At 53.6% G+C, this 21104-nt stretch carries 26 protein-coding genes; 6 read left to right on the forward strand and 20 right to left on the reverse strand.

What is annotated here, in order from left to right; all coding sequences use genetic code 11:
* The 10 genes from flgK to flgB form a co-directional block, all read right to left on the reverse strand.
* Nucleotides 1-1506, reverse strand: a 1506-nt coding sequence (gene flgK, locus IMQ56_RS07410) for a flagellar hook-associated protein FlgK (RefSeq protein WP_196063778.1), incomplete at its 3' end; no start/stop codon positions are given.
* Between the two features lie 104 nt (nt 1507-1610).
* Nucleotides 1611-2540, reverse strand: a complete 930-nt coding sequence (gene flgJ / locus IMQ56_RS07415) for a flagellar assembly peptidoglycan hydrolase FlgJ (protein ID WP_015571592.1) — start codon at nt 2538-2540, stop codon at nt 1611-1613.
* A complete protein-coding gene (locus tag IMQ56_RS07420; RefSeq protein ID WP_017692830.1) occupies nt 2540-3655 on the reverse strand; it encodes a flagellar basal body P-ring protein FlgI in 1116 nt (371 codons plus the stop codon). The genes flgJ and IMQ56_RS07420 overlap by 1 nt, the downstream gene beginning before the upstream one ends.
* A 7-nt stretch (nt 3656-3662) precedes the next feature.
* Entirely contained in the window at nt 3663-4376 is a 714-nt protein-coding gene (locus tag IMQ56_RS07425) for a flagellar basal body L-ring protein FlgH (protein WP_015571594.1), read from the reverse strand.
* Between the two features lie 62 nt (nt 4377-4438).
* Nucleotides 4439-5221: a flagellar basal-body rod protein FlgG gene (gene flgG / locus IMQ56_RS07430; RefSeq protein WP_196063779.1), complete on the reverse strand. Its 783-nt coding sequence runs from the start codon at nt 5219-5221 to the stop codon at nt 4439-4441.
* Between the two features lie 18 nt (nt 5222-5239).
* Nucleotides 5240-5977 carry a flagellar basal body rod protein FlgF gene (locus IMQ56_RS07435; RefSeq protein WP_015571596.1) on the reverse strand — a complete coding sequence of 246 codons (738 nt, stop codon included), beginning with the start codon at nt 5975-5977 and terminating at the stop codon, nt 5240-5242.
* A gap of 9 nt (nt 5978-5986) precedes the next feature.
* Nucleotides 5987-7201 (reverse strand): flagellar hook protein FlgE, encoded by a 1215-nt coding sequence (gene flgE, locus IMQ56_RS07440; RefSeq protein WP_015571597.1) that lies wholly within the window; start codon nt 7199-7201, stop codon nt 5987-5989.
* A gap of 28 nt (nt 7202-7229) precedes the next feature.
* On the reverse strand, nt 7230-7928 hold the full coding sequence (locus IMQ56_RS07445; protein WP_015571598.1) for a flagellar hook capping FlgD N-terminal domain-containing protein: 699 nt from the start codon (nt 7926-7928) through the stop codon (nt 7230-7232).
* 8 nt (nt 7929-7936) lie between these two features.
* Nucleotides 7937-8341 carry a flagellar basal body rod protein FlgC gene (gene flgC / locus IMQ56_RS07450; RefSeq protein WP_015571599.1) on the reverse strand — a complete coding sequence of 135 codons (405 nt, stop codon included), beginning with the start codon at nt 8339-8341 and terminating at the stop codon, nt 7937-7939.
* 4 nt (nt 8342-8345) lie between these two features.
* Nucleotides 8346-8756 (reverse strand): flagellar basal body rod protein FlgB, encoded by a 411-nt coding sequence (gene flgB / locus IMQ56_RS07455; RefSeq protein ID WP_015571600.1) that lies wholly within the window; start codon nt 8754-8756, stop codon nt 8346-8348.
* A 259-nt stretch (nt 8757-9015) separates the two neighbouring features.
* On the opposite strand from flgB, the gene flgA reads away from it, so the two are divergent.
* The 3 genes from flgA (at nt 9016) to flgN (ending at nt 10545) form a co-directional block, all read left to right on the forward strand.
* Complete coding sequence (flgA, locus tag IMQ56_RS07460) at nt 9016-9714, forward strand: flagellar basal body P-ring formation chaperone FlgA (protein ID WP_015571601.1); 699 nt, start codon at nt 9016-9018, stop codon at nt 9712-9714.
* A gap of 73 nt (nt 9715-9787) precedes the next feature.
* A complete protein-coding gene (gene flgM / locus IMQ56_RS07465; protein ID WP_017692828.1) occupies nt 9788-10078 on the forward strand; it encodes a flagellar biosynthesis anti-sigma factor FlgM in 291 nt (96 codons plus the stop codon).
* A 23-nt stretch (nt 10079-10101) separates the two neighbouring features.
* Nucleotides 10102-10545 (forward strand): flagellar export chaperone FlgN, encoded by a 444-nt coding sequence (flgN, locus tag IMQ56_RS07470; RefSeq protein WP_015571603.1) that lies wholly within the window; start codon nt 10102-10104, stop codon nt 10543-10545.
* Nucleotides 10546-10661: 116 nt separating this feature from the next.
* On the opposite strand, the gene fliT is transcribed toward flgN, so the two are convergent.
* Genes fliT through fliD form a run of 3 tightly spaced genes read right to left on the reverse strand, consistent with a single transcriptional unit; the run spans nt 10662 to nt 12917 of the window.
* Complete coding sequence (gene fliT, locus IMQ56_RS07475; protein WP_015571604.1) at nt 10662-10970, reverse strand: flagellar protein FliT; 309 nt, start codon at nt 10968-10970, stop codon at nt 10662-10664.
* Complete coding sequence (fliS, locus tag IMQ56_RS07480; RefSeq protein ID WP_017692827.1) at nt 10963-11370, reverse strand: flagellar export chaperone FliS; 408 nt, start codon at nt 11368-11370, stop codon at nt 10963-10965. Before fliS ends, fliT begins: the two co-directional genes overlap by 8 nt.
* A gap of 44 nt (nt 11371-11414) precedes the next feature.
* Nucleotides 11415-12917, reverse strand: a complete 1503-nt coding sequence (fliD, locus tag IMQ56_RS07485; protein ID WP_017692826.1) for a flagellar filament capping protein FliD — start codon at nt 12915-12917, stop codon at nt 11415-11417.
* 310 nt (nt 12918-13227) lie between these two features.
* Here fliD and IMQ56_RS07490 point away from each other — a divergent pair, with 310 nt between their 5' ends.
* The 3 genes from IMQ56_RS07490 (at nt 13228) to IMQ56_RS07500 (ending at nt 16890) form a co-directional block, all read left to right on the forward strand.
* Nucleotides 13228-14721, forward strand: a complete 1494-nt coding sequence (locus IMQ56_RS07490) for a flagellin (RefSeq protein ID WP_047365816.1) — start codon at nt 13228-13230, stop codon at nt 14719-14721.
* Nucleotides 14722-15584: 863 nt separating this feature from the next.
* Entirely contained in the window at nt 15585-16403 is an 819-nt protein-coding gene (locus IMQ56_RS07495; RefSeq protein ID WP_026094272.1) for a winged helix-turn-helix domain-containing protein, read from the forward strand.
* Nucleotides 16369-16890 carry a hypothetical protein gene (locus IMQ56_RS07500; RefSeq protein ID WP_015571609.1) on the forward strand — a complete coding sequence of 174 codons (522 nt, stop codon included), beginning with the start codon at nt 16369-16371 and terminating at the stop codon, nt 16888-16890. The genes IMQ56_RS07495 and IMQ56_RS07500 overlap by 35 nt, the downstream gene beginning before the upstream one ends.
* Before the next feature lie 4 nt (nt 16891-16894).
* On the opposite strand, the gene fliR is transcribed toward IMQ56_RS07500, so the two are convergent.
* The 7 genes from fliR to fliL are packed head-to-tail and all read right to left on the reverse strand — an operon-like array spanning nt 16895 to nt 20983.
* Nucleotides 16895-17674 (reverse strand): flagellar biosynthetic protein FliR, encoded by a 780-nt coding sequence (fliR, locus tag IMQ56_RS07505; RefSeq protein WP_017692823.1) that lies wholly within the window; start codon nt 17672-17674, stop codon nt 16895-16897.
* Nucleotides 17674-17943, reverse strand: a complete 270-nt coding sequence (fliQ, locus tag IMQ56_RS07510) for a flagellar biosynthesis protein FliQ (protein ID WP_017692822.1) — start codon at nt 17941-17943, stop codon at nt 17674-17676. The genes fliR and fliQ overlap by 1 nt, the downstream gene beginning before the upstream one ends.
* A 9-nt stretch (nt 17944-17952) precedes the next feature.
* Entirely contained in the window at nt 17953-18696 is a 744-nt protein-coding gene (fliP, locus tag IMQ56_RS07515; RefSeq protein WP_015571610.1) for a flagellar type III secretion system pore protein FliP, read from the reverse strand.
* Nucleotides 18693-19088, reverse strand: a complete 396-nt coding sequence (gene fliO, locus IMQ56_RS07520) for a flagellar biosynthetic protein FliO (RefSeq protein ID WP_015571611.1) — start codon at nt 19086-19088, stop codon at nt 18693-18695. Before fliO ends, fliP begins: the two co-directional genes overlap by 4 nt.
* Nucleotides 19088-19471 carry a flagellar motor switch protein FliN gene (gene fliN, locus IMQ56_RS07525; RefSeq protein ID WP_015571612.1) on the reverse strand — a complete coding sequence of 128 codons (384 nt, stop codon included), beginning with the start codon at nt 19469-19471 and terminating at the stop codon, nt 19088-19090. Before fliN ends, fliO begins: the two co-directional genes overlap by 1 nt.
* Before the next feature lie 7 nt (nt 19472-19478).
* Nucleotides 19479-20471: a flagellar motor switch protein FliM gene (fliM, locus tag IMQ56_RS07530; RefSeq protein WP_015571613.1), complete on the reverse strand. Its 993-nt coding sequence runs from the start codon at nt 20469-20471 to the stop codon at nt 19479-19481.
* Nucleotides 20472-20476: 5 nt separating this feature from the next.
* Nucleotides 20477-20983, reverse strand: coding sequence for a flagellar basal body-associated protein FliL (gene fliL, locus IMQ56_RS07535; protein ID WP_033487534.1), 507 nt, complete (start codon nt 20981-20983; stop codon nt 20477-20479).
* Nucleotides 20984-21104: the final 121 nt, after the last annotated feature.

The raw sequence follows: 21104 nt of genomic DNA on the forward strand, positions 1-21104 counted from the left end.
CGCATCATATTTAGTTTGCAGGTCGATCTCAGCCGAGGAAATGCCCGATTTTACCGCCCGCGCGTTAGAACCAATGGTCCCCACCAGGCTTGAATAAGCCTCCGTCAGCGTGCTGCCGCCAATCAGTTTCTCATTCTGGATCTTAAGCATCTCTTCCAGATTAAGATTATTTCCCACCCCGCCCCCGGAGGCATCCGCTGCGGCAAAATCCTGTGCGCTGTTGATCGCGCGGCCAATACCCTCCGCAGCCCCAGCCATAGGATTGAAGGAAAAACTGTCCCCGGCGCTTGCGGTCACACCGGAGAGATCAATCTCAATGCCGTCAAACTCTAGCGTGGCGGAACCGGCCGGCACCTGCTTCACCAGGCGTCCGTCCTCCCCCATTACGTTCCAGTTTGTTCCATCAAAGTCGATGCTGTAATTTTCAGATTTTACGTTGGTGTAGTCCGTCACGCTGATAGCGTCGAGCGTTCCCCCACCGGCATTGCCTGCATTTGCCACCGCCTTCATAGGTGGCAGAGAGAAAAGATCGCCCCCCGGCACACCCGCTGGCGTCTCACCCAAACGGTGCTGCTCGTTCATGCGGCTCGCCATCATAAAGGCGATCTGGTTTAGCTCGTTTTTAGCGAGCTCAAGATCTTCGCTGCGGAACTTAAACAACCCGGCCAGGCGGCCTTTGGTAATGCTCGCTTCGTTAACTGGCGTGGTAGTACCGTTGCTATCAACGTAAGAGACAACGATTATGTCAGGATCGCTTTCAGACGCTGTGGCCTGTAGCTTGCTGGCGTTTTCGCCAAAGACAAGGGGGCGACCATCCTGAAGCGTTACGTCGACGCGGCCAGATACGCTATTCTCGGTTACATCTATACCGATCTGCTCACTCAGTTTTTCCAGTAATGCATCACGTTGATCCAGCAGGTCCGCAGGCGGCGTACCGTTCTGCGCCTGTACGCGTTCCAGCTGTTTATTCACTTCTGCCAGCTGGTCGCTGATGCTATTAATTTCTTTAACGCTGGTTTCGATATTGGTGTTGGTGCTCTTTTCCAGCGCGGTGAGGCGCTTGCCGCTGTCATTGAAGCGCTGGGTCAATACGCCGAGTGAGCTGAATACTGCGGAACGGGCCGGGCCGTCATCTGGGGTTGCGCTCAGCGTCGCCATCGACTTGAACAGGTTATTGATGGAGACAGAGACGTTGTCGGATTCATCGCCCAACATATTATCAATGTCGCTCAATTGCTCCATGCGGCCGTTAAGCGAGGCCCAGTTTGAGACGGAGCCGCGTAGCTGCTTGTTGGCAAAAGCATCGTAAGCGCGATCGACGCCAGTTACCGTCGCACCGTAGCCATAAAATCCGTTTCCCGTGGTCATGCCACCGAGCTCACCAATCACAAGGCTGCGGCGGCTATAGGTATCGCTCATGCCATTGGTCAGGTTGCTGCCTACCACACTAAGAGCGGATTGCGCTACGCTAAGGCCACTTTTCGCGAGACTAAAGAGGTTGTTCATAAGGCACCTGGATATTCCGTTATTTCCAGCCCGATATTCGGGCAGGGTCAAAATTATTGCTCTGCTTTATTCATCGGTGATTGCGAATTTATCTAAAAACTTTTTTAAAATATTTTCGCGAGGTCGTTTTTATAGGCTTCTACACCCTGCTTAATATCACCTTTTACTTTCTGAATAATGGCGATCAGTTTTTTCGCATAGGCAGGATCGGTTGCGTATCCCCCCGCCTGAAGCGCTTTGGCCGCCTGCTCCGGCGAACGGGAATGCGCAACGCCCGCATAGCGCGGGTTCTTAGTGAGTAGCTTCGTATAATCGGCGAGCGCATGTTCATAGGAATCGTAAACGCGAAACGAGGCCTTTATCTTTTGCTTCACGCCGTTGATGTATTCGGTGGTCATCACCTCTGTGGTCTTGCCTTGCCAGTCACCTCCGGCCTTAATGCCGAACAGGTTATGGCTGGGGCGGCCGTCAGCGGTGGGGATTTCACGCTGCCCCCATCCTGACTCCAGCGCCGCCTGCGCGAGGATCAGTTGCGGATGAACCCCGCTCTGCCTGGCAGCGATCTGTGCTGGACGCAGCAGACGAGAAATAAAGGATTGAGCCCCCTGCGCTACTTTGCCGAAGGAGACCGACGCAGACGGCGCCAGCGGCCCGGTGGCGGATCTGACGGAGGAGGAAAGTCCCGGCAAATTAAGCGGACCGCTGCCGGGCGTCGACACCGATGGGCTATCGATCTCCCCGCCTGACTGGCGCACAATCATATCCGCAAACCCAAGCTGTCCGCTCCCGGCAATATTTTGCGCCACCTGCTGGTCGTGCATCGCGGTAAACATATCGGTGGACTGGCTGTGCATGAGGTCATCTTTGATGGTGGCATCGCGCATGCTCTTCATCATCATCTGCACGAAGATCCCCTCCATCTGCTGCGCCGCCGCCCTGAGCGCCCCGGGTTCAGCGCGGCGTGCATCGCGCTTTAGCGCGTCGAGAGAGCGAACGTCAAAGGCTGGCTTATCCAGACGATCGAAAGCATTCATCACTCCACCTCCAGCTTCGCACGCAGGCAGCCTGCATTTTTCATTGACTGCAAAATGGACATCAGCTCATTTGGCGTCGCGCCAAGCGTATTGAGTGCCCTGATCACCGCGTTCAGATCCGTGCTGCTGCGCACGCTTTGCAGCGAGCCGCCGCGGTCGCGTACTGAGATATCGGTTTGTGGCACCACGACGGTCTGCCCTCCTCCGAGGGGAGTATCCGGCTGGCTCACAACATTATTCTGTGTAACCTCTACCGTCAGCGATCCATAAGCTACGGCACAGGCATCGAGGGAAACATGGCGGTTCATCACCACGGCGCCGGTACGAGAGTTAACAATGACCTTCGCATCCTGTATCCCCACCCGCAGCGGAATATCCTGGATATTGGCGAGGAAACGCACCCGGGAAGGACCATCCGGCGGTGCAAACAAACGTACAGTACGGGCATCTTCAGGGATTGCCGCCCCACCGCTATAGCGACGATTAATCTCGTCGCTGATCTGCTGCGCCAGCGAGAAATCTGACTCGTTAAGCTGTAGGCGCAGCGTGTTTTGCGTGGCGAAGTCATTTGGGACTTCGCGTTCAACCGTCGCCCCACCGCTAATGCGACCGCCGTTAAGCTGGTTAACCTGCACGCGACTGCCGCCAGCCTGCGCGCCAGCCCCGGAGATCAGCACATTGCCCTGCGCCATCGCGTAGATCTGGTTGTCCGCCCCTTTAAGTGGCGTCATCAGCAGCGTACCGCCACGCAGGCTCTTCGCATTCCCCAGAGAAGAGACCACGATGTCGATCTTATCCCCTGAGCGGGCGAACGGCGGCAGTTCGGCCGTCACCATCACCGCGGCAATATTTTTCAGCTGCATGTTGGTGCCCGCCGGTACGGTGATCCCAAGCTGGGACAACATATTATTGAGGCTCTGGCCCGTAAACGGCGCCTGCATCGTCTGGTCGCCCGTGCCATCAAGCCCCACCACCAGCCCGTAGCCCATTAGCGAGTTGGAGCGTACCCCCTGCACCGTGGCCAGATCGCGAATTCGCTCGGCCTGCGCCGGCGTGTACAGCATCGGAATGCTGAGCAGCAGGCCGAGAAATAACAGAATGGATTTTGTATTCATCGTCGTATCAAAAAGGAGAAAGGTTCAGGAACAGGCGTTGCAGCCAGCCCATCGTCTGCGCTTCGTTGATGTAGCCGTTGCCGACATACTCAATGCGCGCATCCGCCACCTGAGTTGAGGGCACGGTGTTGGCCCCGCTGATGGTGCGAGGGTTCACCACACCCGAGAAGCGTATAAACTCGGTCCCCTGGTTTATGGCTATCTGCTTCTCACCGACCACCTGTAAATTGCCGTTCGGCAGGAGTTTATTTACCGTCACCGTGATGGTGCCGGTAAAGGTGTTGCGCGCCGCCGCCCCGCCCTTGCCGGAGAAGTCGCTTTTGCCCTCCGCGTTAAAGTCAGCTTTGCCGTTACCCAGCCAGCTGTTCGAGCTGCCCGGCATGGCCAGTAATCCCATTCCGGCCGATCCATTACGGTTGGCACTGGCGGAGGAGCTCTTGCTGGCGCTAACGTTTTCCTGAAGCAGGATCGTCAACGTGTCGCCCACGCTGCGCGGCCTGCGGTCTTCAAACATCGGCTGATAGCCATAGTTCATGGCCTGTCCTGCCTGGAACAGCGAGCCGCCGGTTGTGACCGGTGCCATCGGTAATGGTTCTGCCGACGTTGGTCCGTCCACGAGCGGTTTTTGCAAAATATGCGCGCAGCCGCTTAGCAGCAGCACGCCCGCCAGCAGTGCAGGACGCGATAGCCCTGTTGGACTGTATGTAAAAAGTGTTTTCATTTACGTGTCGATAAACCATCTATCCGCCCGAGCCTGCGCCCGGAGCGGTAAGAGAGAGGAAATTAAAGCTGGGTAAGCCTCTGCAACATCTGATCGGATGCAGAAACGGCCTTACTGTTGATCTCGTAGGCGCGCTGGACCTGGATCATATTGACCAGCTCCTCAGCCACGTTGACGTTAGACGTCTCAATGTACTTCTGCTTGAGCGTACCCGCATCTTCAAGGCCCGGATTCAGTTCATTCGGTGCGCCGGAGGATTGCGTTTCACGATAGAGGTTGCCGCCAATGCTTTCGAGACCGGCATCGTTGACAAAGGTCGCCAGGGTCAACTGCCCCACCTGCTGCGGCTGAGCCTGACCCGGGAGCGTCACGCTGACGATACCATCAGGGCTTATCTGCATCTCTTTGGCGTCCTGCGGTACTACGACGCCCGGCAGAATGGGATGGCCTTCTTCGTTTACCAACTGACCGTTTTCATTTTTATCGAAATGTCCGTCACGGGTGTACGCGGTGCTGCCGTCGGGCAACTGCACCTGAAAGAAGCCTTTGCCTTCGATAGCGACATCGGTATCGTTGCCGGTCATGTTCAGGCCGCCCTGAGTATGCACGCGCTGGGTAGAGACCGGACGCACGCCGGTACCCAGCTGGAGGCCGCTTGGCAGCGTTGTCTGTTCGGAAGCCTGTGCACCGGGCTGGCGCATGGTTTGATAAAGCAAATCCTGGAACACCGCTCGCTGGCGCTTAAAGCCGTTGGTATTGACGTTCGCCAGGTTGTTTGAAATCACGTCCATATTGGTCTGCTGTGCTTCCAGACCGGTTTTTGCGATCCATAATGACCGAATCATCTGTACTCCTTGCGCGGGTTAGCCCACGCTTAATAGCTGGTTGGCCTTTTGCGCGTTTTCATCCGCGGTGCGGATCACCTTCATGTTCATCTCGAAGCTGCGTGCGGTGGCGATCATCTCCGTCATGGCCTTCACCGGGCTCACGTTACTTCCCTCAAGGGATTCAGGACTCAGACGCATGGCGTCATCCTGGGGCAACGCATTGCCCGCCGCCGGGCGAAACAGCCCATCGTCGCCGTGGATCAGGGTGCTCATGGGAGCATTAACCATTTTCAGTCTTCCGACCGGCACGACGGCCGTTGGCTCATCACCCGCGCCAAGTGCAGAGACGGTACCGTCCTCCGCAATGGTGATCTGCGAATGGGGAGGAACCACCAGCGGTGCGCCATCGCCCATCAGCGGCTTCCCGCCAACCTGCAATGCGCCGTCCCGATCGATCTCAATGCCGCCGTTACGGGTGTACCCTTCACTACCGTCTGGCAAGGCTACCGCCAGCCAGCCGTTCTGCGGAAGTGCAACATCGAGACTGCGTCCGGTGTGGGTAATCGGTCCCATGGTGTCGTCGTTATACGGCGTCGATTCCGCTACCAGCGCGCGAGTTTTCAGTGTCTGCCCCTCAACCGGCACAGCGCGAAACGCGGCCAGTTGAGCACGAAAGCCCGCCGTGGCGCTGTTAGCCATATTGTTCGACGTCACGGCCTGGCGGTTGAGCGCCGCGTTGGCAGCACTCAATGCGGTATATATTGCGCGATCCATCCGCCGCCCTTATCGCAGGTTAACCAGCGTCTGGAGTAGCTCAGACTGGGTTTTGATGGTTTGCGAATTCGACTGGTAGTTACGCTGGTAGACAATCATATTGACCATCTCCTGACCCAGATCGACGTTAGACTGCTCAAGCATATTCCCGTTAATCGTACCGAAGCTGCCGGAGCCGGAAGTACCAAGGAAAGGCTGGCCGGACTGCGGCGTTTCGCTCCAGACGTTATTACCTTCAGCCGCCAGCCCACCGCTGTTGGCGAAATCAGCCAGTACGATTTGTGCCACGGTCTGACGCTGACCGTTACTGTAGGTCGCGACCACTTCTCCGCTGTCGCCAATAACAAAGCTCTGATATTTACCCGGGGCCTGACCGTCGATGGTGTCAACTTTCACGAGGCTATCGGTGGCCCGGCGGGTCAAGCTGGAAAGATCCATGTCGATACTCAGCGGCGCGGAGCCATTAAACGCGGCCCCGTTAATGGTCATTTTGGTACTGGCCATCGCCGCCGTGTCCATATTGCCGTTGCTATCGAACTTTAAATCCAGGGAGGTCACATCAGGCGTGCCGGGCGCGGTTTCATCGCGCGCGTAAGCTTTCCACTCGCCTGCCGCGGTCTGCACGAAGTAGACCTTTACGGTGTGTTTATTGCCCAGCGTGTCGGTCGCCTCAATCTGGCTCTGGTAGTTGTAGGTTTTCGGATCGCTATAATCGAACGAGTCGGTGATGATGGTGGTGTCATCTGACTTCAGGTTACCCGTAAGGGATCCGGCGGTGGACGCCGCGGGGGGCATGTCTTCCGTCGGTATACGAATGGGTCCTACCGGTGCGCCAGGGGCGATTGTCGGCGGCGTACCGGTCGCCTGGTAGCCGGTCAGGTACAATCCATTGGTGCTGTTGATGATATTGCCGTTCTGATCCTGCTTAAACTGGCCGTTACGTCCGTAATAGACGGCGCCACCTTCGCTTACCATGCGGAAAAATCCTTTTCCCTGTAAGCCCATATCCAGCGAGCTATTGCCCGCCGTGAGGCCACCGTCGCCGAAGTTCTGGGTCACGCCCGCAACCTGAACCCCGAGACCCGTCGTTCCGGCGAAGATGTCGGCGAAGGCCACGGAGCCTGCTTTAAAACCTGCTGTCTGGGAGTTGGCGATATTGTTTCCAACCACGTCCAGCGCTTTGGCGGCTGCATTGAGGCCGCTAAGACCTTGTGAAAAGCTCATATTGAAGTTCCAGAGAGTAAATTATTCGCTATTTTTGGATAACAACCACGTCGCCCATGGTGATGGGGTCATGATTGAGCAGGTGCAGTACCGCGCCGTTGGCCGTCATCGTGACGCCAGACACCTGCTCCTGAATCAGGCCGGATATTTCCGGGTTATCGCCTTCCGGATTTTTCGCCTCAAAGGAGAGCGTGTATTCCCTGTCCTGAGGCGGCCCTGGCTCCGGCTGGAAGTTTTCCAGATCGTCGAGGGTGTAAGTCTTCACACCGGATTTCACGTCCTTCAGCTGCGCCGTATAGGCATTGCCTTCATCATCCGTCAGCGTGACGGTGACCGTTTCTGCATCGCCCGATAACAGGAAACTAAAGCTGTCTGATGGCTTCTCCTCCCCGTCCAGTGGCTGCGTGGCGTCACCAAAGGCGACTTTCGGATCGCCCTCGATCAGTACCCCACGGCCAACCCAGGAGGCGGCGCTCATACTGCCCAACTGCGCCATAAGCGCCTGAACGTTGCCGACAGATGCGTTGAGTTTTTCCACTCCCGCGGCGGTATTGAACTGTGCCAGCTGGGAGGTCAGCTGGTTGTTATCCATCGGGTTAGTCGGGTCCTGGTTTTGCATCTGTGCAACCAGCAGCTTCATAAACTGCTCGGAGAGGTCGGCTGCACTGCTGCCCGTGCCGTAGGTGCTGGTATTGCCGCTGGTGTCGTTTACCGTTGAAACTGTCATATCCTGCCTTACTGACCAAGGGTTAAGGTTTTCTGCATCAGGGCCCTGGCGGAGTTCATCACCTCCACATTTGCCTGATAACTGCGTGAGGCGGAAATGGTATTGACCATCTCATTGACCACGTTGACGTTAGGCATGCGTACATATCCCTGTTCGTCCGCCAGCGGATTACCGGGCTCATAGACCAGGCGATCGGGCGCTGTACTTTCCACTACGTCGCTGACTCTGACGCCGCCGATGCCCTGGCCGGCAGAGGTGTCCGCTTCAAACATGACCTGACGGGCGCGGTAAGGCTGTCCGTCCGGTCCGGCAACGCTGTCTGCGTTCGCCATATTGCTGGCACTCACGTTGAGACGTTTTGACTGCGCGGCCATCGCCGAGCCTGAAATATCAAATACGCTAAATAACGACATTTATTTACCCCTGACTGACTACCGTCATCATTTTCTTAATATCTGCACCGAGGAATGTCAGGCTCGATTGATATTTCATGGCGTTATCCGCGAAATTAACTCGCTCGCGGTCCATATCCACGGTGTTACCATCAGCACTTGGTTGATCCGGTACGCGATATAGCAACTGAGCATCATCAAAAGGCATTTTTTTACCCTGCATATGCTTGCTGGACGTTAAAGCCATTGTGACAGGCCCTGATGCAGGTTTATTCCCTAACGCATTTTTAAGTTGCTGAGAAAAATCAATATCTCGCGCCTGATAGCCTGGCGTATCGGCATTCGCAATATTCGATGCCAGGACTTCCTGCCGACGCGAGAGCAGACCTAACGCTTGCTGTTGGAAGCGAAACGCATCGTCAAGTTTATTCATCATGCACTCTGGCCTCTGCCTTGCTTTATATAAACCGCGATAGTGTAGACAGCGCTGATGAAATATCACACTGCAAAGACCTGACAGAAATAGGCGCTATTAGCGAAATTAAGATAGATATTTAAAACATGCGGCACTGATTCATGAAAACGGCAGCAGAAGTGTCATTATTTAACGCAATAAAAGCGTTTCTATCACGTATATAATTTAGTCAGAATAAGCATACCCGTTTACTTTACTGGTTTTACAATAAGGCAACAAGATGAAGCTTCCATTATTACGCGTAACGCTGGTAACGCTCCTTTTCGCGAGCCCGCTGTATGCCAGCGTGCCATCCGCGACAACGGCGAAACTTCGATTAGTGCAGAAACTGGAGGCGCTGGTTAAGCTCACGGAAAATCCAGGCAATATCGTTCGTACCGTTACGCTGCTGGCCTCGCCCGGACAGCTATCAGCGGTGTGCGAAAATCCTGACCTGAGCCTGGCCGGGCATGATGACCGCCTCACCGGCAAACGCACCGCAGTGGCGCGCTGCGGCATGCGTAAGTTCTATCTGCCGTTTAGCATTAGCGCCCAGGGAACCTTCTGGGTCGCCAGTCATAGTCTGAAGGGCGGGGAAATTGTGCAGCAGGGCGATATTACTCCCATGACCGGCAGCATAGACGATTTGCCCGTTGGGCTAATGTTTGAGGCGAGGGACATTGTCGGCCAACGCCTTTTGCGCCCCCTTTCCGCGGGCAAACCGGTGCTGCAAAACCAGCTGCGCCAGCAGTGGCGTCTTCGCGCCGGGCAGACGGTAGAACTGGTCATGTCGGGACCGGGTTTCTTTATCCGCAGCCAGGGCAAAGCGCTAAACAACGCTGCGGTTGACGATACGCTGCGCGTGAAAACCACGGGTGGACGTAACGTTACGGGAAAAGTGGGTCGTGACGGAGCCGTGACAATTTTTTTAGAACAATAATTTTAGTTTTTTCGTGTATTTCCGAAGACTAGTGTATAGGCAAGAGCAGTAACGATTACTGGCGAGGATAAACATGAGCATCGAAAGCACCCAACCCACCGCACCGATTGGCAATCTGGCTGGCGGACAGGAACTGCGTACACGCGGCACTACTCAGGAAAATAGTGTCGCGACGGGCGAAGCGCGCGGAAACAAAACCGAAGTGACCCTGAGCGCGCTGACAAAAAAAATTCAGACCGATGACAGCCGTGACGTGGATTATGCACGGGTGGATAAGATCCGTGCCGCAATGGCCTCCGGGGAACTCACTATCGAGCCAGAGAAAATTGCTCAGGCGCTGGTGCGACATATTTTTGAGTATTAATAACGGCAGGATTTTTTAACATTATGGATAAGCTGTACCCGATACTGACGCAAATGAAAACGTCCCTGGACGAGCTGGAAGCCATCATGATTGAAGAGGTCAATCAGCTCAGCCGCGTACAAATAAATCCCGTTTCGCTACAGGTATTATCGGATAATAAAAGCCAATTGCTTTCGTCGATTCAGTACTATGATGAAATGCGTCTCCAGCAGGAACAGCTTTCCGCCCTTCAGGCGCCCTATCACCATCACAGCAGGCTGTTCACCAGCTGGAAGCTGATCAGAGAACGGGTGCAAAGCACCAAAACGCTGAACGCGCAGGTCGAAACGCTTCTGCAAAACCATATGAAGAAGAATCAATATATGCAGAAGGTGGTAGACCGCGTGGGTCACGCCAACACGCTCTACGGCCCCGCCGGGGAATCCAGCCAGGCACCTGCGGGTCGTAAATACAATATCAGCATCTGATTCGCCTCTTGCTTACCCGTAACCGAGCTCGCCCATGGCGGGCTTTTTTTACGCGCTAACGTCATCTTGCAGAGGGATTGAGGCGGGACATGCTCCCGCCTTCAGGGGCGGGAGCGTCAGACAGTGTGGTATGCCTGGGCAGACGCGTTTGATTTAAGTAGAGCAGAAATGTTATTGCTGAGATGACCTAGCCGGACAGACATCCGCTGGCGCAGACGTTCGTCCTGGGCAAGAAGCTGCGCAAGCTGTGCGCGGGCGTCTTCAGCAAGCGGCGAGAGATTGAACTCACAGAGCGCCTGCATACCCCGGGCGTAGGCTGCAACCTCTTCGTTAAAGTACTCCCACGCCTCCTCGTCTGCTAACTGCTGTAGACGTTCGTTACTCTGCAACATCAGGGCGATTTGCCGCGTGAGTTTATCAGCCATGCTTCACCTGACGCGCCTGTGGGTCGATGGCTTTCCACGTCTCGGCCATATCCACCATCAGTGAGATAAGATGCGGGAGCATTTCCCCGGACTTATTAAGGTTCGCTTCCAGCAGAGAGCGCGAAATATACTCGTACAGTCGCTCCAGATCGGCGGCAATCTGTCCCCCAACCTCATGGTTAAGCCCGGCGCGCAGGCCATTATCAATAATGTTGATTGCACGGGAGATCATCTCACCCCGGCGAGCGATGTTTCCAGACTGGAAGTAGATCTCGGCGCGACGCATGGCATTGATTGCTCCGTCGTAGAGCAAAACGATGAGCTGGTGCGGGGTGGCGCCAGCAATCTGGCTGTCCAGAGAGACGGAGGAATAGGCGCTGTTGCCCGTTTTGGTGTACATCTTCGGTTCCTGCCGGGCAGTTGGCCTGCCCGGATGCGTTAAGTTTAACCCATGATCCCAAGCAGCGCGGACTGAAGCTGCTGGCTCGTACTGTTCATTTGCGTCAGGGCCTGGTCGAGACGCTGGAATTCCTTACGGCTGCGGTCAAGGCTGTCCTGAATGCGTTCCTGCATGCGGGCAATCTGTTTTTCAACGCGGGTATTTTGTTCCTTTACCCCCTTGAGAGCGGTAGAGATCGCCCCTTCAACCTTCGGGATCGAATCGTTATCGCCCAGATAGGTGGTGAACACCTCCTCCATGCGATCCTTGATCCCGCCCGTTGAGCCGGTGCCTAAAAACAGAGCTTCCACTTCCTTTGGATTTTTCTTCAGCGCTTCGTCGAGCTTTTTATTGTCGATGGTGAGTATGCCCAGGGTCCCGGTACGCTCCTCGCCGGGTTTGGTTTCGTTGAACTTCACCTCGATACCGAGCGCACCCAGAGATTTGTACAGATCGTCGGCATCGCCATAGCTCCCGGCGACAGCGGACTTCATCTGGCTGGTCAAACGGCGCAGGGTACCGTCACCGAAAAGCGCGCCGTTTGACGCATTGGCCTGCGGCAGTTCATCGCCGGTCGTCTTTTCCGGTTCGTTGTATGCACTGGCGCTGGATGCCGCGCTAAGATAGGCGTTATAGACATTCACAAACTCTTCAATCAGGCTTTTAACCTTAGAGGTATCGGCGGTGATCGACAGTGTTTCTGATTTCAGTTTTGATGCGTCGTCAGGATCTTTTTCTGAGACCTCGCGCAGATCGAGGGTGATCCCGTCAATGGCGTCAGAAATGGTATTGGAGCTGCGTTCAATCTTCGTACCATCAACGTAGACAATGGCATTCTGCGCCGGCGTAATCTCCCGGGCATTATCTGCCCCCGGCGTGACTGCCGGGTCGTAATCCAGCACTTTTGCCAGCTTACTGTCGCCGCTTACGCTGATGCTAATTTCGCCATCTTCGCCGGTCTTTTTCGACGTCACGACCAGCTGATATTTGCCATCTTCGGCAGGCATTACCGTCGCGGTAACATCGCCATTTTTAGCATTAATTTTTTTAGCAATCTGTACCAGAGAGGTTTCATCATCTTTCAGCTCCACCTCCATCGGCTTGCCTTTGCCTGCGGTGATGGTCACCGTACGCGGACCGGCGCCGTCACCCAGCTGGGTGTCGTTCGCATTTTGCGGTGCCGTCCCCACTTTATTGGCTTTTGCTAGCTGCTCAACCTGGACCGAGTAACTATTCGGAATCGCTCCCTTACCTGCCGTTGCGTTAAATGCCTTGTTGGTGCCAATGCTGACCCCGTTGAACCCTTCATCCTCCAGTTTTTTCAGCGCCGTTTTCACCGCATCCAGACTGCTGGAGATTTTACCCCAGGAGGAAGTTTGTCCTTCATAATTGCTCTGCTTCTGCAAATAGGGGTTTAATTTTTTATTCTCAGCTACCTGGAGCTGCGAAATCATACTTTCAATATCTAACCCGGAGCCGCCGAGGCCTGACATAGAGAACGAAGCCATGATTTGTATTCCTGTTACAGTGAAGATAGATATAGCGATATCATCGGGGTTTCGGCCATAAAGTTTAATTTTTTACAGTTCAGGCGACAACGAAACCACCACATTAATACACTCTTACACGCTTATCAGGCTATTGACTGAGGTAATCGGGAGAATTGCCGTCACTTGTGAATGCTTTTTCTGGAATATAAAAAATTATGAAAAAATAATTTAGTCATTTCCTTTTCATCCGATTAATTCAGTATGCGCAACAGACATCGCATATTTAACTGGCGAATGCCGTCGTTACTTTATTTAAAAGGATATTGATATGGCCCAGGTCATTAATACTAACGCATTGAGCTTGATGGCTCAGAACAACCTGAACAAATCTCAGACTTCTCTGGGTACTGCAATTCAGCGTCTCTCTTCCGGTCTGCGTATCAACAGTGCGAAAGACGATGCAGCAGGTATGGCGATCTCTAACCGCTTCACCTCTTCTATCCGCGGCCTGACCCAGGCAGCACGTAACGCCAACGATGGTATCTCCCTGGCGCAGACCACCGAGGGCGCGCTGGAAGAAGTAACCGAGAACTTACAGCGTATCCGTGAACTGACCGTTCAGGCAAAAAACGGTACCAACTCCTCTGACGACCGTGACTCCATTAAAAAAGAGATCTCTGCACGTCTGGACGAAATCAAACGTATTTCTGAAACCACCAACTTCAATGGCGTTAACGTTCTCGATGGCTCCAAAGATAAACTGACCATCCAGATTGGCGACAAAGATGGCCAGACCATCGACATCGATCTGAAGAAACTGGACATCGACTCTCTGGGTCTGGACGGCTTCACTGCTGCATTCGATAAAATTGCCGGCTCTGCGGGCGCCACCAGTCAGTACACCAAGAAAGCTGACCTTAAGGCTGATGGTGATGACATGGGTATCGATACCGGTGCTACCGGTATGTGGAAATACAACGAAGCTGATGATGGCGCTGCGCTGGCAACCGCAATTGGCGCAGGTGCTGCTGCGGATGTTGAAGTTTACAGCACTGGCGGTGAAGTGTTCGCCTACGACACCGTGAACGAAAAGATGTTTAAACTTGATACAGCCGCAATGACCTTCAAGGATGATGGTTCCGGTACTACTGCTCAAATCGACGCCGTCACTGCCGCTAACGTAACGGAAGTCAGCGCGCTGGATGCCGATATCCTGGTAAACGGTCCATCAACACTGAGCGATGCCACCAAGCTGAAAGAAGGCGCGACCTTCAAAGCTCAGGATGGTTCTGAAGTGACGCTGGATCAGGCTAAACTGGACGAGATCTCCAACGCGGCCTTTGGCGCTGACGCTGCTGACAGCAACATGCAGCTGTTCTCCGTGAAAGACGGTGCAAACACCAAATACTTCGCGCAGAGCACCGACGCAAGCGGTAACACTGTGGTGAAAGAGCTGACCTTCGCAGATAACGCAACTGCCCCTACCGTTGCGGATGCAGGCGCAGCGAACTCCGCGTTCATCAACACCGCCGCTAACGCTGCCGCAGCCGACGACCTGCTGGGTAACCTGGATGCAGCCCTGACTGAAGTGACTAACTTCCAGGCTGACCTGGGTGCGATTCAGAACCGTTTCAGCTCTATCATCGCGAACCTGAACACCACTGTTATCAACACCACCGAAGCCCGCTCCCGTATCCAGGATGCTGACTTCTCCGTGGAAGTGTCCGCAATGAGCCGTTCTAACATCCTGCAACAGGCCGGTGTATCCGTTCTGAGCCAGGCTAACCAGGTACCTCAGAACGTTCTGAGCCTGCTGCGCTAATCCCGAAAAGCCTCAACATTTTACGCGTATTTATTGCGCGTTAGCCCTCCCTGTCGGAGGGCTTTTTTCGTTTTGAACCTCGCTAATCGTCCTCAATCCTTCTCCGCTGCCCTGACCGTCTGTCAGGCAAGTTACAACCAACCAAAAACATTACAAACAATATGGTTAAAAAGGTCTCGCAAAACAATATAAAAACGCGTTTACCCTATTTGGAGACAAACGGTAATCGACCATAAATAGCATGCGTAAAGGGCCATTGAATACGAAATGAAAGAACGAACGCATCTCGTTTATTTATTATGAACGCAACCTTCCGCTAAACAACTCATCTCAAAATTGTTTAAATGATATGACCAGTGAGATAAAATTAACCAACTCATTTATAGCGACAGCCGATATTTAATGTTAAAATCGTTTTCGCTGCACAGCGTGCAAAAGGAGAAATTCCCTCCTGTTACTTATACATTTTTAAGCGTTTAGCTTATCTAACTTGAGCAGTCAGCAAATGCCCGTCAGTCATTGCCCTTCACGTACTAAGCCTCAGAAAAATAGGAATATAAGCGTCACCCCACTGCTATCGTGCCGCCAGGTTCAGCGAGAGGAATCACCGCATGCGCATCAAAATGGGAGGGCATTTACTTTATTTATCACACAAATACGCCAACCGAGGCCTGGCCATTTTTAACATCGGCATTAATAACATTAATATCGTTGAAATTTACCTTTAGCGATCCGCGAATAGTTGCGATATAAGCCTTAGGTAGCCCGAAATTGTTGCGCATTGTTAACGAAAAGACTTTACCCAATTAACATAAATACCCATTCAATTCACCTTATCTTTCATTACGAAGTATCAAGATATTATGGTCAATTACATTGCGATTGGATCGTTAGTGACGCTGGATTTACACACGAGGTTACTAACACGAACGCGCGACGGCGAGTGCGTGACGCTGCCTGCCAGCGCCTGCCTCTGCCTTGCCGCCCTGGTGGAAGCGCAGGGACAAATTTTGTCTCAGGAACAGTTAATGGATATCGGCTGGCGTAGCGCTGGCGTTGAGGTCACGGATAATAGCGTGCGCGTTATGGTGAACAAGCTTCGACGAGCGCTGGCCTCGCTAGAGATGCAGGATGCTATTGCGCTGGTTGCCGTAACGCGAAGCGGCTATCGCCTGATTATTCGTGAAGAGAGCCCGCCGGAACCCTCGGCTGAAAGCGTTGAGATCCTCCCCCCACCACAGCCGCCTGAAATGCCGGTGGAGGCTACGCCTTCTCCCCCCTCCGCTACGCCAGCACCGCGTCGAAAAAGGCTTTTGCGAAGCGCTGCGTTCGCGGTCTGCGGCATGCTGATCGGTATTCTTATTGCCTTGTCCGTCAAAAATGCGTTTGTCCCCAGCCCGCAGAGCATCGAGTTTATCCTCTGGCAGGGAGAAGGGATCCCCCCCGGCCATATCGTGATGGTGCAAAAAAACCGAATAAGCCAAACAGAACTTATCCAGGCAACGCTGCACACCTATAGCGAATATGTGCTGGAAAGACGCGTCCATTACAGACCGGGTAAAATTTTATACATCACTACCGGTACGGGAAAGATAGATAAATATCAGGCAGTTATTGCCTGTCAAAAACCCATTCAGGAGCAAAAGAATGACTGTGAATCGTTCTATTTTCATCTTTATTAAACGCCCGCAGATCCTCTTTGCTGGCGGTCTGATGACAGGTTTAGCGTTAACAATCGGGTACACGATCGCCACGTCGCCGCTGAGACAGACGTGCTTTGCCCCAGCCTCGTTTTACACTATCAAGGACGAAAACAACGTGACGCTGGCGCGAGGAATTTATCGCTCATACCGCGATGGACTTCATGAGGGACACACGACCTATATCGGTAACATCCGCCATTTTCAGGACGGAAAACGCGTAGGGCAAGCTTCACCCGTACAGCGCAGCGTGAATTATACCATGTCCTTCTCCGGCAACCTGCTGCATCTGACGATGCTTAGCCACGCCCGTCGACTGGGCGATCAAAGCAACGAAAAAGAGGTGACGGATTATATTTTTCCGCAGCTTAAGAGCGGCGAAACCTCCACCAGTTCCCTCTATTTGCTGGAAAACAGCATCCTGGCATCGGGAACGGAGACGGTAGTACGGATAGCCTGCACGAATTAAGCCCTCAAACCAGCGCCTGTAGTAACCCGCTCAGGATCTCGAAGCCGTGGCTCATAAGACGTTCAAAAAATGGAGCCAGCGTTTCGTCGATGAGCAACAGTGCCAGCATGCCAAAGGTCAGCGTGAGCGGGAACCCTACTACAAAGATCGAGAGCTGCGGGGTAAGTCGGTTTAGCAGCGCAAGCACCATGTTTATGCTCAGCAGCAGGGCTATCACCGGGAGGCCCAGGATCAGTCCCTGACTGAAGATGAGTCCGGCATGATTAACGAGGTAAAACATCCCGCCAGCATGCAGCGGTTCTGAGTTAATGGGGAGAGCCTCGAATGTCTCTGCAAGCAGCGAAAGCAACCACAGATGGCCGTTAAACACCAGAAAGAGCAGCATCGCCAGCATGTTTAGCAGGCGAGCGATCACCGGGCTGTTACCGCTGCCCGGGTCGAAGAAGGTGGCAAACGAGAGTCCCATCTGCATCCCAATGATCTCGCCCGCCAGGCGAACGGCGGCAAACAGCAGTTGCATCGTCAGCCCCATCGCGGCGCCGATGAGCACCTGCTTAGCCATCGTCCAGACGCCCGCCCAGGAGTAAAGTCCTATATCCGCGTCAGAAACCAGCCCGCCCAGCAGCAGCGCGAGGGTTAAGGCCAATGCCGCACGCAGGCGGGCGCTGATCGCTTTTTCGCTAAATACTGGCGCAACATGCAGAAGCGCCGAGATACGCACCATGACCAAAAAGTAATGGCTTATCAGGGCGTAAAGCTGCTCAAGGGGAAGATTAAAAATCATTAGCCGATGGCGTAAGGAATGCTGGCGAACAACATGCGCGTGTATTCAATAAAGATTTTCATCATCCACGGACCGAGCAGTACGCCGACACCCACGATCATCAGGATTTTAGGGATAAAGGTCATGGTCATTTCGTTCACCTGCGTCGCGGCCTGAAGAATACTGATAATCAGACCGGTTGCCAGCGCGACCAGCAACAGCGGCCCCGCAATCATTAGCCCAACCTTGATAGCTTCCATGCCCAATACCATGACGCTTTCGGGGGTCATATCAGGCTCCTATGAGTAAAAGCTTTGTGCAAGCGAACCGACCAGCAGCTGCCAGCCATCCACGAGTACGAACAGCATCAGCTTAAAAGGCAGCGCAATTGTCGCTGGCGGAACCATCATCATCCCCAGCGCCATCAGAATGCTGGCCACCACCAAATCAATAATCAAAAACGGAATAAAGATGGTAAAACCAATCTGGAAGGCGGTTTTCAGCTCGCTGGTGACGAAGGAAGGCACCAGAATACTCAACGGCACGTCCTCCGGGCCGGTAAGGGTCGGCGTTTTAGCAATGCGGGCAAACATCGCCAGATCGGCTTCACGCGTCTGCTCAAGCATAAAGGCCCGCAGCGGTTTTACGCCTTCCTTCAGGGCCGTTTCCATGGTGATTTTATTGGCCTGCAACGGCTGCCATGCCTGTTCATAGATCTGGTTGAGCACTGGCGACATCACAAAAAAGGTCAAAAACAGGGCCAGTCCCACTAATACCTGATTTGGCGGTGCGGTCGGCGTACCAAGCGCGTTGCGCATCAATCCCAGCACGATAACGATACGCGTAAAGCCAGTCATCATCAGCAGTACCGCAGGGATGAACGTGAATCCACTGAGCAACAATAGCGTCTGGATGGGTAGCGTCCAGCCAGCGCTCCCCGGCGAGCTGGCCAGCGTAATGTCGCCGTTAGCGGCGAGCGCAGAGGCGACAGGCAGCAGCAGACCAACACCCGTCGCAGCACGGGCAATCAACAGACGGTTCATTTTTGCTCACCACCCGAACGGTATTTATGAAGAAAGTTATCCAGCATGGCGGGGAAAGCCGCTGAAGGAGTCGCCTGCTCAGGCACCTCTGGCCTAACCTGTACGGTAAGACAGCTAATGTGGGTTGGGGTAACACCCAGCACCAGGCGCTGTTCGCCCACGTCAACCACCACCAGCCGTTCGCGCGAGCCGAGAGGTTTACTTGCCACCAGCGATACCGCAGCCTGGCTTTCGCGGGTGCAACGCGCCAACCCGCTGCGGCGAGCGATCCACGCCAGCAGTACCATCAGCATAATAATGAGCATGAGCGTACCGATAACCGATAGCGCGATTGCCCCGCCAGAGAGCACGTTCGTGCTCCCTGCGGCAAAAGGAGGTTGTACTGCGTTCATTAGCGGCTCAGGCGATGCATTCGCTCGGATGGGGTAATGATATCGGTAATACGAATCCCGAATTTATCGGACACGACCACCACTTCGCCCTGGGCAATAAGGTAACCATTGATCAGAATATCAAGCGGCTCACCCGCCAGACCGTCAAGCGAAACCACCGAGCCCTGGCTTAAGCGCAGCAGCTCCTTGATAGTCATTTTTGTGCGGCCCAGCTCAACGGTCATTTTGACAGGGATATCCAGAATCAGGTTCATCTCTTCAGAAAACTGAGGAACCGCCGTTTGCTCTGTACTTCCCGCAGCGTTCTGCTCGTTCAGCGCCTCACCCCAAAGATTGTCCATAGACTTATCTTCAGATCCCGACGAGTTATTCATGTCGCTCATGGGGAAATCACTCCTTATTGAAAGATTTTAATGCTGGCTGATTCATCCGATCGACCTTCAGAGCATATTGATTATTTACAGAGCCATATTTCGCGGTAAATACCGGCACGCTGCCGACGTTCGCTTCTATAAACTCCTGCTTATCCAGTGGGATAATGTCGCCTTTTTTCATCTTCATGACGTTTGACAACCGCGTGTTGATGTCGGCAAATTGCGCCACCAGCTCCAGCTCGGTTTCACGCATCTGGCTTGCCAGCATGCTGCGCCACTCAGAATCCTCATGGCGCGAATTATCCATTGGCGGATTGCTTAACAGTTCACGCAGAGGCTCTATCGTGCTGAAGGGAATACAAATATTGAACTCCCCGCGATGCGAGCCGATTTCCACGGAGAAAGGCGTGGTGACAACAACATCGTTTGGTGAAGAGGTAATATTGGTAAATTTCACCTGTATCTCTGAACGGATGTATTCCGTCTTAATTTTATAAATAGAGCCCCAGGCAAACTCATACGCCTCGCGTGCCATTGTCAGCATACGGTGGATCACCCGCTGCTCGGTCGGGGTAAATTCCCGCCCGTCTGCCTTCGTCGGGAAACGCCCGTCTCCGCCGAACAGGTTATCCACGGCCATAAATACCAGACCGGAGGAGAATGCCATCAGCGCGGTCCCACGCAGGGGATTAAGGTGCAGCAGGTTCAGGTTAGTTGGCACCGGTAAATTGCGGGCAAACTCATGATACGGCTGGATCTTGATATTTCCCGCCGTAATATCTGAACTGCGGCGCAGCAGGTTAAATAGCCCCATCCTGAACTGACGGGCAAAGCGTTCGTTAATAATTTCCAGAGAATGAAGCCGCTCGCGAATCACGCGTCGCTGAGTATTTGGATCGTAAGGTTTTATCCCCGCATCTCCCATGCTTCCATGGAGGTCATCGGGACTCTCCGTATCAGCATTGAGCAGGCGATCGATCTCATCCTGTGATAAAAAACTATCAGCCATTGTGTTTACCGCAGAATAAATTCATTAATCAAAACGTCAGTGACGTTAATCTTTTTGTTGAACGCCAGCGGTTTTTTAAGCTCATTATTGATGTTGCTAATCAGCTGGCGTTTACCTTCATCCGTTGAGAGCGTTTCATACGTTTGCTGAGAAAGCAGCATAAACAATCGGCTGCGATATTCCGGCAGGAATTTCTCAAGCACCTGTACGGACGACGTATCGCCAAGTCGTACGGACAGACCAATGTAGAGCACGCGATCCGACTCGTGCTGCGTCGGGGTCAGGCTAACGGTAAAGGTATTCATCGACACGTATAACGGTTCAACTTGCTGTATCGCCGGGGCTTCGTGCTCACTTCTCGAATTGTTGTCCGTCTGCACGTGTGCATATTTCATCGACCAGAACAGATAGCCTGAAAAACCGCAGGCTGCGAGGGCAATCAGAAACATTAGTATTAACAGAAGCGAGCGCGACCCTCCGCGAGCCGCAGCATTTTTATTTTTGTTACCCATTACGTAAACCCAATAAAATAAGAGAGGCAGCAACCTGCCCCTCGATAAATACGGCGGACATTGTAGTCCATTTAATCAGCAGAATAATCAGGAGATAAAATTTCATTCCTGTCGGCAATTC

It is taken from the genome of Enterobacter sp. Res13-Sevr-PEC09-46 (genome assembly GCF_015672585.1).
GTDB lineage: Bacteria > Pseudomonadota > Gammaproteobacteria > Enterobacterales > Enterobacteriaceae > Enterobacter > Enterobacter hormaechei_C.

What these genes read in the sequence shown, in the direction of transcription:
- flgJ (WP_015571592.1), bottom strand. Translation starts at nt 2,540, where the DNA reads ATGAATGCTTTCGATCGTCTGGATAAGCCAGCCTTTGACGTTCGCTCT.
- IMQ56_RS07420 (WP_017692830.1), bottom strand. Translation starts at nt 3,655, where the DNA reads ATGAATACAAAATCCATTCTGTTATTTCTCGGCCTGCTGCTCAGCATT.
- IMQ56_RS07425 (WP_015571594.1), bottom strand. Translation starts at nt 4,376, where the DNA reads ATGAAAACACTTTTTACATACAGTCCAACAGGGCTATCGCGTCCTGCA.
- flgG (WP_196063779.1), bottom strand. Translation starts at nt 5,221, where the DNA reads ATGATTCGGTCATTATGGATCGCAAAAACCGGTCTGGAAGCACAGCAG.
- IMQ56_RS07435 (WP_015571596.1), bottom strand. Translation starts at nt 5,977, where the DNA reads ATGGATCGCGCAATATATACCGCATTGAGTGCTGCCAACGCGGCGCTC.
- flgE (WP_015571597.1), bottom strand. Translation starts at nt 7,201, where the DNA reads ATGAGCTTTTCACAAGGTCTTAGCGGCCTCAATGCAGCCGCCAAAGCG.
- IMQ56_RS07445 (WP_015571598.1), bottom strand. Translation starts at nt 7,928, where the DNA reads ATGACAGTTTCAACGGTAAACGACACCAGCGGCAATACCAGCACCTAC.
- flgC (WP_015571599.1), bottom strand. Translation starts at nt 8,341, where the DNA reads ATGTCGTTATTTAGCGTATTTGATATTTCAGGCTCGGCGATGGCCGCG.
- flgB (WP_015571600.1), bottom strand. Translation starts at nt 8,756, where the DNA reads ATGATGAATAAACTTGACGATGCGTTTCGCTTCCAACAGCAAGCGTTA.
- flgA (WP_015571601.1), top strand. Translation starts at nt 9,016, where the DNA reads ATGAAGCTTCCATTATTACGCGTAACGCTGGTAACGCTCCTTTTCGCG.
- flgM (WP_017692828.1), top strand. Translation starts at nt 9,788, where the DNA reads ATGAGCATCGAAAGCACCCAACCCACCGCACCGATTGGCAATCTGGCT.
- flgN (WP_015571603.1), top strand. Translation starts at nt 10,102, where the DNA reads ATGGATAAGCTGTACCCGATACTGACGCAAATGAAAACGTCCCTGGAC.
- fliT (WP_015571604.1), bottom strand. Translation starts at nt 10,970, where the DNA reads ATGGCTGATAAACTCACGCGGCAAATCGCCCTGATGTTGCAGAGTAAC.
- fliS (WP_017692827.1), bottom strand. Translation starts at nt 11,370, where the DNA reads ATGTACACCAAAACGGGCAACAGCGCCTATTCCTCCGTCTCTCTGGAC.
- fliD (WP_017692826.1), bottom strand. Translation starts at nt 12,917, where the DNA reads ATGGCTTCGTTCTCTATGTCAGGCCTCGGCGGCTCCGGGTTAGATATT.
- IMQ56_RS07490 (WP_047365816.1), top strand. Translation starts at nt 13,228, where the DNA reads ATGGCCCAGGTCATTAATACTAACGCATTGAGCTTGATGGCTCAGAAC.
- IMQ56_RS07495 (WP_026094272.1), top strand. Translation starts at nt 15,585, where the DNA reads ATGGTCAATTACATTGCGATTGGATCGTTAGTGACGCTGGATTTACAC.
- IMQ56_RS07500 (WP_015571609.1), top strand. Translation starts at nt 16,369, where the DNA reads ATGACTGTGAATCGTTCTATTTTCATCTTTATTAAACGCCCGCAGATC.
- fliR (WP_017692823.1), bottom strand. Translation starts at nt 17,674, where the DNA reads ATGATTTTTAATCTTCCCCTTGAGCAGCTTTACGCCCTGATAAGCCAT.
- fliQ (WP_017692822.1), bottom strand. Translation starts at nt 17,943, where the DNA reads ATGACCCCCGAAAGCGTCATGGTATTGGGCATGGAAGCTATCAAGGTT.
- fliP (WP_015571610.1), bottom strand. Translation starts at nt 18,696, where the DNA reads ATGAACCGTCTGTTGATTGCCCGTGCTGCGACGGGTGTTGGTCTGCTG.
- fliO (WP_015571611.1), bottom strand. Translation starts at nt 19,088, where the DNA reads ATGAACGCAGTACAACCTCCTTTTGCCGCAGGGAGCACGAACGTGCTC.
- fliN (WP_015571612.1), bottom strand. Translation starts at nt 19,471, where the DNA reads ATGAGCGACATGAATAACTCGTCGGGATCTGAAGATAAGTCTATGGAC.
- fliM (WP_015571613.1), bottom strand. Translation starts at nt 20,471, where the DNA reads ATGGCTGATAGTTTTTTATCACAGGATGAGATCGATCGCCTGCTCAAT.
- fliL (WP_033487534.1), bottom strand. Translation starts at nt 20,983, where the DNA reads ATGGGTAACAAAAATAAAAATGCTGCGGCTCGCGGAGGGTCGCGCTCG.